Origin of the sequence: Pararobbsia alpina (assembly GCF_902859895.1) — a bacterium.
GTDB lineage: Bacteria > Pseudomonadota > Gammaproteobacteria > Burkholderiales > Burkholderiaceae > Pararobbsia > Pararobbsia alpina.
Map to the genome: position 1 here is coordinate 210,565 of NZ_CADIKM010000002.1, position 13,838 is coordinate 224,402.

10 protein-coding genes are annotated in these 13,838 nt (G+C 62.2%); 2 read left to right on the forward strand and 8 right to left on the reverse strand.

Annotated features, from left to right (window positions below; genetic code table 11):
• Positions 1-111: 111 nt before the first annotated feature.
• A complete protein-coding gene (locus tag HV670_RS03060) occupies positions 112-1,065 on the forward strand; it encodes a transporter substrate-binding domain-containing protein (protein ID WP_246256943.1) in 954 nt (317 codons plus the stop codon).
• A 78-nt stretch (positions 1,066-1,143) separates the two neighbouring features.
• Here the strand turns inward: HV670_RS03060 and HV670_RS03065 are convergent, their stop codons facing one another.
• Together HV670_RS03065 and HV670_RS03070 are read right to left on the reverse strand one after the other, a co-directional pair.
• On the reverse strand, positions 1,144-2,106 hold the full coding sequence (locus HV670_RS03065; RefSeq protein WP_175103165.1) for an alpha/beta hydrolase: 963 nt from the start codon (positions 2,104-2,106) through the stop codon (positions 1,144-1,146).
• A 794-nt stretch (positions 2,107-2,900) separates the two neighbouring features.
• Complete coding sequence (locus tag HV670_RS03070; protein WP_175103166.1) at positions 2,901-4,775, reverse strand: AMP-binding protein; 1,875 nt, start codon at positions 4,773-4,775, stop codon at positions 2,901-2,903.
• Positions 4,776-5,101: 326 nt separating this feature from the next.
• Between HV670_RS03070 and HV670_RS03075 the strand changes: the two genes are divergently transcribed.
• On the forward strand, positions 5,102-7,819 hold the full coding sequence (locus tag HV670_RS03075) for a DUF6600 domain-containing protein (RefSeq protein ID WP_175103167.1): 2,718 nt from the start codon (positions 5,102-5,104) through the stop codon (positions 7,817-7,819).
• 345 nt (positions 7,820-8,164) lie between these two features.
• Here the strand turns inward: HV670_RS03075 and HV670_RS03080 are convergent, their stop codons facing one another.
• The 6 genes from HV670_RS03080 to HV670_RS03105 form a co-directional block, all read right to left on the reverse strand.
• The gene (locus HV670_RS03080) at positions 8,165-8,590 is read right to left on the reverse strand and encodes a F0F1 ATP synthase subunit epsilon (RefSeq protein ID WP_175103168.1); all 426 of its coding nucleotides are present in this window, start codon (positions 8,588-8,590) and stop codon (positions 8,165-8,167) included.
• 75 nt (positions 8,591-8,665) lie between these two features.
• Entirely contained in the window at positions 8,666-10,063 is a 1,398-nt protein-coding gene (gene atpD, locus HV670_RS03085; RefSeq protein WP_175103169.1) for a F0F1 ATP synthase subunit beta, read from the reverse strand.
• A 60-nt stretch (positions 10,064-10,123) separates the two neighbouring features.
• Positions 10,124-11,032, reverse strand: a complete 909-nt coding sequence (atpG, locus tag HV670_RS03090) for a F0F1 ATP synthase subunit gamma (RefSeq protein ID WP_175103170.1) — start codon at positions 11,030-11,032, stop codon at positions 10,124-10,126.
• 73 nt (positions 11,033-11,105) lie between these two features.
• On the reverse strand, positions 11,106-12,647 hold the full coding sequence (gene atpA / locus HV670_RS03095; protein WP_175103171.1) for a F0F1 ATP synthase subunit alpha: 1,542 nt from the start codon (positions 12,645-12,647) through the stop codon (positions 11,106-11,108).
• 124 nt (positions 12,648-12,771) lie between these two features.
• Positions 12,772-13,314 carry a F0F1 ATP synthase subunit delta gene (locus tag HV670_RS03100; protein WP_175103172.1) on the reverse strand — a complete coding sequence of 181 codons (543 nt, stop codon included), beginning with the start codon at positions 13,312-13,314 and terminating at the stop codon, positions 12,772-12,774.
• A 2-nt stretch (positions 13,315-13,316) separates the two neighbouring features.
• A complete protein-coding gene (locus tag HV670_RS03105) occupies positions 13,317-13,787 on the reverse strand; it encodes a F0F1 ATP synthase subunit B (protein WP_175103173.1) in 471 nt (156 codons plus the stop codon).
• Between the last annotated feature and the right edge of the window lie 51 nt (positions 13,788-13,838).

Genomic DNA, 13,838 nt, shown 5'->3' on the forward strand with positions numbered 1-13,838 from the left:
TGCATGGATTGTCGATCCGCTTCCGCGGGTCCCAGGCCGACCTGCGGCGGCGTCCACCGATGCGCCGCATCGGTACGCCAATGCACTGCTTTTTGTTCTTTGGAGATCTGCATGATTCGACCGTTTTCGTGGCGTCTTCCCGCGTTGCCGCACTGGGTCGGCGCGCTTTGCATCATGGCCATGGCTTCGACCGGTGTGGCCCGTGCCGGCGCGGTACAGGCCGAGGGGGCTCAAGCTGGCCTATCCTCAGCCAGTGCAACCCAGGATGATGCGGCTGGGGTGGCCGGGGCATCTCAGGCCGCTGTGCAGGCATCCTCGACCGAGGTGCCGCAGGCTGTCCTGGGGCGGGCCGCTGCTGGGGTTACATCGCGGCTCGACGCCGTGCTGGAAAGCGGTGTGCTGCGTGCGTGCACGACCGGTGACTACGCGCCGTATTCGCTGTCACGCCCGGGCGGCACGTACGAAGGCATCGATATAGAACTCATGCAATCGCTCGCCAGATCGCTGGGCGTAAAGGTGCAGTTCACCAAGACGAGCTGGCCGACGCTGCTCGCCGATTTCGGCAGTCGATGCGATATCGCTGTCGGCGGTGTATCGACGTCACTCGAACGCCAGAAACATGCCGCGTTTTCGGAACCGTACCTCGTCGACGGCAAGGCACCCATCACACGCTGCGACGCCGTGGGCCGATACCAGACGATTGAAGATATCGACCGACCTTCCGTGCGAGTGATCGTCAACCCTGGTGGGACCAATGAGAAGTTCGCCCGCCAGTACCTGTCGCATGCCGCGCTGACCGTCTTTCCCGACAATGTGACGATATTCAGGCAAATCGCCGAGGGGAAGGCGGACGTCATGGTGACCGACGCGTCGGAGACCTTGCTGCAGCACAAGCTGAACCCCGCCTTGTGCCCGGTCAATCCCGACAAGCCGCTTCAATACGGCGAAAAGGCGTTCATGTTGCCGCGCGGGGACGTCGTGTTCCAGCAATACGTCGATCAATGGCTGCATCTCGCCCGGTCCAGCGGCGAGTTTCAAAAGATCGTCGATTCCTGGCTCAAGTAGTTCGTTGAGATGTCTTGTCCGAGTGTCCTGCGGTGTGCTGGATGTCCCGCACGAGATGCTCTGTTCGAAGCATTTCGCTCAGAGCATCTCGCGCAGCGCGGTGGCTGCGGAGCGCATCCAGTCGCGAGCCGCATCCGATACGTGCTGCAGGCGCGCGAACCCATGTGTCATATCGGAAGCTTCAATGAGCTCGACGTCGCCACCATGCAGCTCGAGAAACTTCGCGTATTCGACACCTTCGTCGTGCAGCGGGTCGATGCCGGCCACCATCACCACGGCATCGGCCGGTGCATAGTCGGGGATCGACGCCGTCAGCGTCACGCGAGGGTCCATGGTCCGTTGTTCGCTCGCGCCTGCGATCGTGACGGGCTCTTCGAGGAAGGCCCCCCAGAACCAGATCATGTCGTTGCGCGTGAGGACCGGCCCCTCGGCGAAACGGGTATAGCTCGTAGAATTGAAGCTTGGACGAACCACCGGGTAGAACAGGAGTTGTGCCTTCACGAGACCCGGCACTTTGAGATTGGCCGCTCGCTCCACATACGTTGCAAGATAGGCCCCCGCGCTGTCGCCCGCCACGGCGAGCGTGCGTAGCGACAGGTTCAGACGCACACGCTGCTCGGCAAACCACAGCAGTGCCTGTTCGGCATCGTCATTCGGGGCAGGAAACGGAAACTCGGGGGCGAGCCGGTATTCGATCGATGCAACAGCCACGCGCGCGTCGGCAGCCAGTTGGGCGGGCACTTGTTCATGCGTGTCGAGATCGCCGATGACCCATCCTCCGCCATGGAAATAGACAACAAGAGGCAATGCCTCGTCGATCTGCGAGGGCCGATAGAGGCGCGCCTTGAGTGTGCGCCCCTCGAGTGGAACGTCGATCTGCTGGATGGACACGTCGGGCACGGACGGCGGCGCGAACCGGTCGGCGACCCTCTTGTTGCGGCTGCGGCGGCTCAGCGCATCCAGCGCATCCGGTGCGCTCACGGGCGGGAACTCTGCGTCGACTTGTGAATAGTAGGCAGCGAGTTGGGGGTCAACGTTCAAGGCCATTCCTCAGGTTATCGACCGGGGCGGCGGAGCCACGGGCGAAGCGGGGGATTGAAATGCAGTGACCTGCATTTTATGCATTTGCCGGGAAATGTGTTTGCCGTCTAACGTCGAGTTCGTGCGTTGTCCCCGCGCGCCATCGCTCAACGACGGGCGACACGATGCATGTCTATTCCGTCACAGAATTGCTCGATTGCAGAAACTGGCTCAAACACCCGGCAGTAAGTCCGAAAGCGCATTAACGTACGGCAATTCTCTACAAATCACTTTACAGTTAATCTTTCGATTACCTGACACGTGTTCTAAATGCGCGTCTGTCTGCAAGTAAGTAACGGGTGAAAAACTATTCCAACCCCCGCTTGAATGAATGACCGAATTACCCGAAAGCCTTGCTGGGTAAGGGTTACAACCTGAAACACTTTGTTACGTCCACCTCCGGTGAATTGACCCACAATGCCTTCAACGGTATCTGCACGGATGTGCGTTGCTGGATGTGACGTGAGCGGACGTCGTATTCCTTCGCGCGGTCGGTTCGCCGAAGCCCTCGTGACCGAGGGGCATCCCTGCAGGGGCCGTTCATCGTGGCGTCAGTTCAGTATTTGTTTTATGCAGTCCATTACTGATGCACGGTACCCACAATTGGTCTCCTCGCGCTAACCCCGTAGCGTGTGGTTTTTAGCGGGCCCCAAGGCCCGCTTTTTTTCGTCCGCAGATTCCCGAGCTTTCCTCTTAATTACCCGATCATCTGCCGCCTCAACGCCCGAACTCTTGAGGGTCATGTTCTTCTTCGTTCATTCTGATTTGGGCTTCGCCGATTCCAGTTCCCGGATCATTTGCTCGCGCATGACGAACTTTTGCGCTTTGCCCGTTACCGTCATCGGTATGGAATCGACGAAGCGGACATAACGCGGCACTTTGAAGTGTGCGATCTGGCCGCGGCAAAAATCGCGGATATCTTCGACCGTGATGGCGTGCCCCGCCTTTGCGACAATCCAGGCACAGATTTCCTCGCCATACTTCTCATCGGGTACGCCGAATACCTGAACCGACTCGATGTCCGGATGCCGAAACAGAAACTCCTCGATTTCGCGCGGATACACATTTTCGCCGCCGCGAATCACCATGTCTTTCAGACGTCCGACGATCTTGCAATAGCCCTGTTCGTCGAGCGTCGCCAGGTCGCCGGTCTGCATCCACCCGTCGACAAGGGTCGTGCGCGTTTTTTCCTCGTCACCCCAATAGCCGAGCATCACCGAATAGCCTCTCGTCCAGAGCTCACCGGTCTCACCCACGGGCACAATCTGGCCCGCGGCATCGACGATCTTGACCTCCAGGTGCGGCTGGATCCGGCCAACCGTCGTGACGCGTTTGTCCAGCGGATCGGCCGTTGAACTCTGGAACGAGACCGGACTGGTCTCCGTCATTCCATAGGCGATCGTCACCTCACCCATATGCATCCTTGCGACGACCGATTTCATCGTTTCAATCGGACAGGGCGATCCCGCCATGATGCCCGTGCGCAGCGTGTGCAAATCGAAGCGGGCAAAATCTACAAGCGCGAGTTCAGCAATGAACATAGTCGGTACACCATGGAGTGCCGTGCACTCTTCGTCGCTGACCGCCTGCAAAGTCGCCGCGGGATCGAAAGCTTCCCCCGGAAACACCATTTGCGCGCCCACCGACACACAGGCCAGCACGCCGAGCACCATGCCGAAGCAGTGATAGAACGGCACGGGAATACAGAGCGAATCAACTTCGCTCAAGCGCATCGCCTTCGCGATAAACCGGCCGTTGTTGACGATGTTGCGATGCGTGAGCGTCGCGCCTTTCGGACTGCCCGTCGTCCCGCTCGTGAACTGGACATTGACGGGCTCGAAACAGTCGAGCCCTGCCTCGATGGCCGCAAGTTGCACAAGCGCATGGCGAGGCTCTTCAGTGGACACATCGGCAGGCGGTTTTGCCGACCTTTTGTCGCCTGACCCTTCGATGACACTTCCGACCGGCCTGTTACCGCCCCGTCCGAGAGGGCCTTCATCTCGCCCTTCGGCGGGACTGTTTGCCTGCATGGCGCGCGCTCCGAGTGCAACGATCTCGCGATAGCGGCGCATGCCGGATACTTCGTGTTCACCCATCTGAATCACATGCTCGAGATACGGCAGGCGTGCACTGCGCAGCGTCGTGCCGGTCGCCGTGCCGAGTTCGGGCACAAGCGTCTGCAGCATTTGCAGATAGTCGGACACCTTGAAGCGCTCGGCTGTGATGAGCGCCCTGCATCCGACTTTGTTCAGGGCATATTCGAGCTCGGTAAGTCGATATGCAGGATTGATGTTGACCAGAATCGCACCCAGACGCGCGGTGGCAAACTGCGTGACCAGCCATTCGACGCGATTGGGCGACCAGATGCCGACCCGGTCGCCTTTCTCGAGGCCGAGTGCGCGAAGCCCGAGTGCGAGCGTGTCGACGGCCGCATCGAACTCGCGCCAGGTCCAGCGAATCGATTGTTCACGAAACACCACGGCCGGGCGTTCGGCAAAGCGACGCGCCGTGTCGCGCAGCAGCCCGCCGACGGTCGCGTCGGACAACGGCTCATCGGTTGAGCCGCGAACATACGCCAGGCCGTCGCGAGGGGCGATCAGCGCTTCGACGCTCTCTATCGCTTCACTCATGGCGAATCCTCCGTCCTCCTCCATCTATCCGTGCGTCCATCGGTCCTTCCGGATCACAGACATACGCTCTGCTCGATTCTGGTCACTCGCCGGCTGCGGCGGTATTGCTTCAAACCCTGCATCGGCTGTCGGCGCACGACGGTTTCAGGTGTCCTGACAGCACGTTCGGTCTTGACTGGCGAGCGAAGTAAAGAAAGGAAGAAATTTCTTCATACTTAGTTACACGCGCGTCTAATCGGGTTACAAAACCCGTCATCTTGAAATGATCTTGCGGCGTTACCCTAGGCAGGTCCGGGATGCGGATCGCGACGACCAGGAGAGAGGGGATGAATCATCGAACACTTTGGCGGCGGGTAGCGGAAGTCATCGTGGCCTTGACGCTCGCCGTTCCTGCATTCAGTGCGACAGCGCAGCAGGGACCGGAATACGGAGACCAGGCGGAGCAGCCACCATCCGGCGATAGCACTGCCGATGTGCCGGGCCGTGTTGCACGGCTCAACTATTTCGACGGTACCGTGACGTTTGAGCCCGCGGGCGGCAACGAATGGGCCTACGCGGAACTGAACCGGCCGATGACGACGGGCGATCAGGTGTGGGTCGACAACGGCGGCCGCTCCGAACTGCATATCGGATCGACGGCATTGCGCCTAGGTCAGCAGAGCGCACTGAGCATCGTGAACCTCGACGACCAGAACGCACAGTTGAAACTGGCCCAGGGCACACTCCAGACGCGCCTGCGAAACCTGCCGGCAGGCCAGAGTTTTGAAATCGATACGCCCAACGTCGCGCTGCAGGCCGACGGCCCCGGCAGCTACCGGGTCGATGCCGCACCCGACGGCACCTCGAGCACGGTCACGGTCCGCGAAGGGAGCCTGACCGCTTATGGCGATTCGGGTTCAGTCCAGATCGGTCCGGGGCAGCAGCTTACGTTTTCGGGCACCAATCTGCAGGAAACGGACGGCGGTACCGCACCGCCTCCCGATGCACTCGAAGCGTGGGCGGTGTCCCGCGATCGCGCAGAGGACGCCTCGGTCTCCGCGCGCTATGTGTCGCGCGATGTGCCCGGATACCAGGACCTCGATGCGAACGGAACATGGGAAGAGTCGCCCGACTACGGCCAGGTTTGGGTGCCCCGCGTCGCCGCCGGCTGGGCGCCGTATCGCGAAGGCCACTGGGCCTGGGTCGCGCCGTGGGGCTGGACCTGGGTCGACGATGCGCCATGGGGCTTCGCGCCATTCCACTACGGCCGCTGGGCCTACTACCGCAATAACTGGGCATGGGTGCCGGGTCCGGTCATTGACAACGCGCCTCCGTGCTACTCGCCAGCTCTGGTCGCTTTCGTCGGTGGTGGTGGCCGTGGCCCAAGCTGGGGGGTTTCGTTGACGGTCGGCGCGGCGGCCGCCGGCGTTGCGTGGCTTCCGCTGGGTCCCGGCGAACCGTGGCGGCCGGCTTATCGCTACAGTCCGCGCTATTACGACCGCGTCAACTATGTGAACCACAGGGCCATCGCCAATAACGATCACAACATCTACGTCAATCGCGGCGCCCCGCGCGCCATCACCGGCATGCCGGCCAACCAGTTCATACGTGGGCAGGGCGCGGGGCGCCATGGCCAGACGCTGCGACCGCAGCAGATCGCGCACAATCCGATCGGCGCGGGTGCGCCCGCAATTGCGCCGGTACAGCAGAGCTTCGGCGGTGGATTGCGACGCGCGAACTTCCACCCGCCGCAGACGGCGGGAGCCCGGCCGGTGATCGCGACCCGCAATGCGCCGACACCGTTCGCCTATCGCGATTCGCTCGCGCGGAACTTCGCCCAATCTGGAGGGCGCGTACAGGGCGCAGGTCAGCCCGTCGTTCGAACCGCCCCACCCGCCAACTTCGCGCGGATCGCCAACGCGCCCGGCCAGCCCGGGCACGGTGCAAATCAATCCGCGTTCCGCGTGGTTCCGGCTGAACGCCGACCCCTGCCCGCTCAAGGCCAGGCGAACCGTGGCGCACCGGGAGGCACTCCGTTCAATGGGGCGGCTCGCGAGGGCCAGCAGAGGCAGGGTCAGCGTCAAGGGCAGATGCAACCTCAGGCAGGCCAGCCTCCGGGCGATCTGCGTCCGGGCCAGACACAGTTTCAGACGGGACAACGCCCGAGTCAGCCCGGAGCCGATCAGCGCCAGGGACAAGCGCAAATGCAGGGCGGCCCCCGGCCGGCTCAATCGCAAGTGCCAGGCGGGGAGCGACCGGGCCAGTTCCAAGCCAATCAGATTAATGGTGCACGCCCGTCGATGCAGGCCGGCCGTCCAGGTGAAGTGCCCGAGCAGGGTCAGGTATCGCGCGAGAACGGTGTGCCACATCCACCCGACAGGATGCAAGGAGGTCGTACCGGCGAGCAGCCGGGCAACGTTTCGCAGGGCCATCAACGCGGACAATCGCAAGCCGAGCAACTCCAAGCTCAGCAGCGGTTGGCACAGGAGCATGCCCAGCAGGCCGGGCAGCAACCTTTGCAACAGCAGACCCAGCAGCAAATGGAACATCAGCGCGCACAGCAAGACGTGCAGCAGCGTTCCCAGCAGCAGGCTCAACAGCAAATGCAACAGCAACGCGCACAGCAAGACGCGCAGCAGCGTTCTCAGGAGCAGCCTCAACAACAGATGGAACAGCAACGCGCAGGGCAAGCCGCGCAGCAACGTTCCCAGCAGCAGGCCCAACAGCAAATGCAACAGCAACGCGCACAGCAAGACGCGCAGCAGCGTTCCCAGCAGCAGGCCCAACAGCAAATGCAACAGCAACGCGCACAGCAAGCCGCGCAGCAACGTTCTCAGCAGCAGATGGAACAGCAACGTGCACAGCAAGCTGCGCAACGTCAGCAAGCCGCCGCACAACAACGCGAACAGCAGGTACAGAACCAGCAGCGTCAGCAGCAAATGCAGAACCAGCAGCGCCAACAGATGGAGCAGCAACGTCAGCAACAACAGCAGCAGCGCGCCGCCCCCCCGCACTCGGGGGCGAGTGCCCGCGAGCCGCGGCGCGACGAGCAGCACCACGGCTGAGGGTAGATAGCGCCCGGCAGGGCTGCGCGCTATCTACCTCAATGCGAAGCTCCTCGCTGTTCGTTCACCTTGCCATTCATCCGAAGGGGCAGCCCCTCTTCGTGGCAAGGAACGACAATTCGAAAGCGTGGCTCGCACCGCAAAGAGCCACGCGACGCCCCCACGAGACGAGCGATGCGCCGCGTCGGACCGCACAAAAAAAAATGCCGTTCAGCTCTTAACTGAACGGCATGACAGCCGAAGCTGCCTTTTTACTCGTCGCGAATACTCAATGCGGTTTCAGCGAGATCTTTCGTGACAGCCCCACTACGTCGCCACGACTCGCGTCATGCTTTGCCCCGCTACTCAGCCCTGTCCGCGCGCGCGGCGCAGACGCTGGATCGCCGCAAGCTGCGCGGTCGCGTACGAGAGTTCGGCCTGCGCCGTTGCATATTCGAGGTTGGCCCCCGTGTTCTGCAGCGCTTCTTCCGCCTGACGGCGCGCTTGCTCGGCCTTCGCCTCGTCGAGGTCCTTGCCGCGGATCGCGGTGTCGGCCAGCACGGTGACATTGGTCGGCTGCACTTCGAGAATCCCGCCGGCGACAAATACCAGCTCGATCGAGCCGTCCTCGGCTTCGATCTCGACCGTGCCCGGGCGGATCCGCGTGATCAGCGGCGCGTGCCCCGGCAGGATGCCCAGCTCGCCCGCTTCGCCAGGCAGGCTGACGAACTTCGCCTGCCCCGAGAAGATCTGCGCTTCCGCGCTGACGACGTCTACTTTGATGCTTGCCATATCGACTCCTGCTTGCGCCTGGGAACGGCGGCGAGTCCATTTAAGGCCCGCCGCGCATTCCTCAAGCCGCGGCCATTACTGGATCTTCTTGGCCTTCTCGAACGCTTCGTCGATCGTGCCGACCATGTAGAACGCCTGCTCGGGCAGGTGGTCGCATTCGCCGTCGACAATCATCTTGAAGCCACGAATCGTTTCCTTGAGCGGCACATACTTGCCCGGCGCGCCCGTGAACACTTCCGCAACGTGGAAGGGCTGCGACAGGAAACGCTGGATCCTCCGCGCACGCGCGACTGCCAGCTTGTCTTCAGGCGACAGTTCGTCCATGCCCAGAATCGCGATGATGTCGCGCAATTCCTTGTAGCGCTGCAGGGTCATCTGCACGCGGCGCGTCACGGTGTAGTGCTCTTCACCGATCACGTTCGGATCGATCTGGCGCGAGGTCGAGTCGAGCGGATCGACGGCCGGGTAGATCCCGAGCGAGGCGATGTCACGCGACAGCACGACGGTGGCGTCCAGGTGGCCAAAGGTGGTCGCAGGCGACGGGTCGGTCAAGTCATCCGCCGGAACGTACACGGCTTGCACCGAGGTGATCGAACCCGACTTCGTCGAGGTGATCCGTTCCTGCAGCTTGCCCATTTCTTCGGCCAGCGTCGGCTGATAGCCCACGGCTGACGGCATCCGGCCGAGCAGTGCCGACACTTCGGTACCGGCCAGCGTGAAACGGTAGATGTTGTCGACGAAGAACAGCACGTCACGGCCTTCATCGCGGAAGTGCTCGGCCATCGTCAGGCCGGTCAGCGCGACGCGCAGACGGTTGCCCGGCGGCTCGTTCATCTGGCCGTAGACCAGCGCGACCTTGTCGAGAACGTTCGAGTCCTTCATTTCGTGGTAGAAGTCGTTGCCCTCACGGGTACGCTCGCCCACGCCCGCGAACACGGAATAACCGCCGTGTTCTTTCGCGATGTTGTTGATCAGCTCCATCATGTTGACGGTCTTGCCGACACCGGCACCGCCGAACAGGCCGACCTTACCGCCCTTGGCGAACGGGCAGACCAGGTCGATGACCTTGATCCCCGTTTCGAGCAGTTCGGTCGAAGGCGACAGATCTTCAAACTTCGGTGCCTTCTGGTGAATGCCGCGAACGTTCTCGCTGCTGATCTCACCGGCTTCGTCGATCGGACGGCCAAGCACGTCCATGATACGGCCGAGCGTCGGGGTACCGACCGGCACCTGGATGCCATGGCCCAGATTCTTCACGTTCAGGCCGCGGCGCAGGCCGTCGGCCGCACCCAGACAGATGGTCCGGACCACGCCGTCGCCCAGCTGCTGCTGGACTTCGAGCGTGAGTTCCGTGCCTTCCAGAATGAGCGCGTCATAGATCTTCGGCATCGCATTGCGCGGAAATTCCACGTCGATCACCGCGCCGATGCACTGAACGATCTTGCCTTCTACCAAAGCAGTAGCAGTAGTCATCGCTTTTCCTTTCGATACTTGATTCATGTGTCGCGCGCGGCACGGCCGCGCAGCGAAGCGTTAAACCGCAGCGGCACCGCCGACGATCTCCGAAAGCTCTTTCGTGATCGCCGCCTGGCGGCTCTTGTTGTAGATCAGCTGCAATTCGTTGATGACCGTCTTCGCGTTGTCGGACGCAGCCTTCATCGCAACCATGCGCGCCGATTGCTCCGACGCCATGTTCTCAGCCACCGCCTGATAAACGAGTGCTTCGACGTACCGCACCAGCAGATCGTCGACTACGGTCTGCGCATCCGGCTCGTAGATGTAGTCCCACGAATGCTTGGCCGCGCCCTCGATACCCGAGGACGGACCCGCGCCGCCGGCCTGCTCGCGTTCGCCGAACCGCTCGTCGAGCGGCAGCAACTGCTCGATGACCGACTCCTGCTTCATCGTGTTCAGGAAGCGCGTGTACGCGATATACACCGCGTCGAGCTGACCCGCCGCATAGGCATCGAGCTGCACCTTGATCGCGCCGATCAGCTTTTCCAGATGCGGTGTGTCGCCGAGCTGGATCACCTGCGAGACCACCTTCGCCTTCAGACGCGTCAGAAAGCCCAGGCCCTTGCCGCCGATCGCCGTCGCCTCGACCTGCAGGCCTTGCTGTTCGAGTTCCTTGAGCTTGTTCAGCGAGGCACGCAGGATGTTGGTGTTCAGGCCGCCGCACAGTCCCTTGTCCGTCGTCACAAGGATCATGCCCGCCGTCTTCACCCCTTCATGCTTGATCATGAACGGGTGCCGATACTCGGGGTTCGCCTGTGCCATATGCGCGGCGATATCCCGAACCTTGTCCGCGTACGGACGCGCATGACGCATGCGTTCCTGTGCGCGGCGCATCTTCGACGCAGCGACCATCTCCATCGCCTTCGTGATCTTGCGCGTGTTTTGCACGCTCTTGATCTTGCCGCGGATTTCCTTCATTCCGGCCATTGCCTACTCCTTGTTCGCAGAGCGCGCGGCACGCCGCGCGCATTGCAGGATCATGATCAGTTTGCTGCGTCGATCAATAGGCGCCGGATTTCTTGAAGTCGGCAATCGCCGCGTTCAGCAGCGGCTCGTCGTCCTTCGTGAGTTCCTTCTTGTCCTCGATCCGACCGATCAGGTCTGCTTGCTTGCTCTTGAGCACATCGCGCAGGCCCTTTTCGAAGTCGAGCACCTTGTTGACTTCGATATCGTCGAGGAAGCCGTTGTTCGCGGCGAACAGCGCCACGGCCAACTCCCAGACCTGCAGCGGCTGATACTGCGGCTGCTTGAGCAGTTCGGTCACGCGACGGCCGCGTTCGAGCTGCTTGCGGGTTGCTTCGTCGAGGTCCGAGGCGAACTGCGAGAACGCCGCGAGTTCGCGATACTGCGCGAGGTCGGTACGAATCCCGCCCGACAGCTTCTTGACGACCTTCGTCTGTGCCGCACCACCGACCCGCGACACCGAGATACCGGCGTTGATCGCAGGGCGGATACCGGCGTTGAACAGGTCGGTCTCGAGGAAGATCTGGCCGTCGGTGATCGAGATCACGTTGGTCGGCACGAAGGCCGTCACGTCGCCTGCCTGGGTTTCGATGACCGGCAGCGCGGTCAGCGAACCGCTCTTGCCCTTCACTTCGCCCTTGGTGAACTTCTCGACGTAGTCTTCCGACACGCGCGCCGCACGCTCGAGCAGACGCGAATGCAGGTAGAACACATCACCCGGATACGCTTCGCGGCCCGGCGGACGGCGCAGCAGCAGCGAGATCTGACGATATGCCCAGGCTTGCTTGGTCAAGTCGTCATAGATGATCAGCGCGTCCTGGCCGCGATCGCGGAAGTATTCGCCCATCGTGCAGCCCGAGTACGGTGCGATGTACTGCATCGCGGCCGACTCCGACGCCGACGCGGTGACCACGATCGTGTATTCCATCGCGCCATGCTCTTCGAGCTTGCGCACCACGTTCATGATCGACGAAGCCTTCTGGCCGATCGCGACGTAGATACACGTGAGGTTCTTGCCTTTCTGGTTGATGATCGTGTCGACGGCGACGGCGGTCTTGCCCGTCTGGCGGTCGCCGATGATCAGCTCGCGCTGGCCGCGGCCGATCGGCACCATCGAGTCGATCGACTTCAGGCCCGTCTGCACCGGCTCCGACACGCCCTTGCGCCAGATCACGCCCGGGGCGATCTTTTCGATCGCATCGGTCATCTTCGCATTGACCGGACCCTTGCCGTCGATCGGCACACCCAGTGCGTCGACCACGCGGCCCAGCAGTTCGGGGCCGACCGGCACTTCGAGAATGCGGCCCGTGCACTTGACGGTGTCGCCTTCCGAAATGTGTTGGTATTCACCGAGAATCACCGCACCGACCGAGTCGCGCTCGAGGTTCAGCGCGAGACCGAACGTGTTGCCCGGAAACTCGAGCATTTCGCCCTGCATCACGTCGGACAGCCCGTGTACGCGGCAGATACCGTCGGTCACGGAGATCACCGTTCCCTGATTGCGAACGTCTGCGCCGGATTCGAGACCTTGAATCCGGCTCTTGATCAGCTCGCTGATTTCAGAGGGATTGAGTTGCATGTTCGCTCCTAATGTTCAATTCTGTTGCGTGCCTGCGGCTTCGCACGGGTCGCCTGGTCGCGGAGCCCATGCGGTGCGCACGGAGCACGCGGCGCGAGACTTCTCGCAGCCAAGATTCTTCGCGTCAGGCGGCCAGCGCGGTCTGCATTTCCGCAAGACGCGCACGGACCGACGTATCCAGTACTTCATCGCCCACCGTTACACACACGCCGCCGATCAACGATGGATCGACGTTCACATGCGGCTTCAGCTTGCGACCGAACTTGCGCTCCAGCTTCGCGACCAGTTCGTCCAGCGCCTTGCCATCAAGCGGGAACGCACTGTCGATCGTGACGTCGGCGGCACCTTCCTGCGCGTTCTTCAGCGTCTCGAACTGTTCGGCGATTTGCGGCAGCGCATCAAGGCGATGGTTGTCGACGATCATCCGAATAAAATTCTGCGCCCGTGATTCGCTTGCAGCCAGTGGCGACTTCGCCGCCGACACGATCAATTGATAGAGCTGGTCGCGGCTGACCTTCGGGTTGCCCGCAACCGAAAGCAGCTCGGGTTGCGCCGCGAACGCGGCAAGCTCGGCGACGAAGTCGGACCACTGCGACAGGTCGCCGCTCTTCGCGACGTCGAACAGCGCGTCGGCGTAGGGGCGGGCGATGGTGGCAAGTTCGGCCATGATCAGAGCTCGGCTTTCAGTTGGTTCAGCAGCTCGGCGTGGGCGTTCGCATCGATCTCGCGCTTGAGGATCTGCTCGGCACCGCGCACGGCCAGCGTCGCGACATCGCCGCGAAGCGATTCGCGGGCCTTGACGATCTGCTGTTCGGCATCGGCCTTCGCATTCGCGAGGATACGGGCGGCTTCGGCCTGTGCGTTGCGCTTGATCTCGTCGGCGACGAGCTGGGCACGCTGCTCCGCGTCCGCAATGCGTTGCTGCCCTTCGGTGCGGGCCTGGGCGAGTTCCTGGTCGACGCGCTTGTTCGCGGCGTCGAGCTCGGCCTTGCCCTTTTCGGCGGCTGCGAGCCCATCGGCGATTTTCTGCGAGCGATCGTCGAGTGCCTTGATCAGCGGCGGCCACACGAATTTCATCGTGAACCACGCGAGGATCAGGAACACGACCATTTGCGCTAGCAGGGTTGCGTTGAGATTCACGGTGTTTCCTTACTGTGTGCTAGGTCGGATGGTAGGCTCAATGCACAGAAA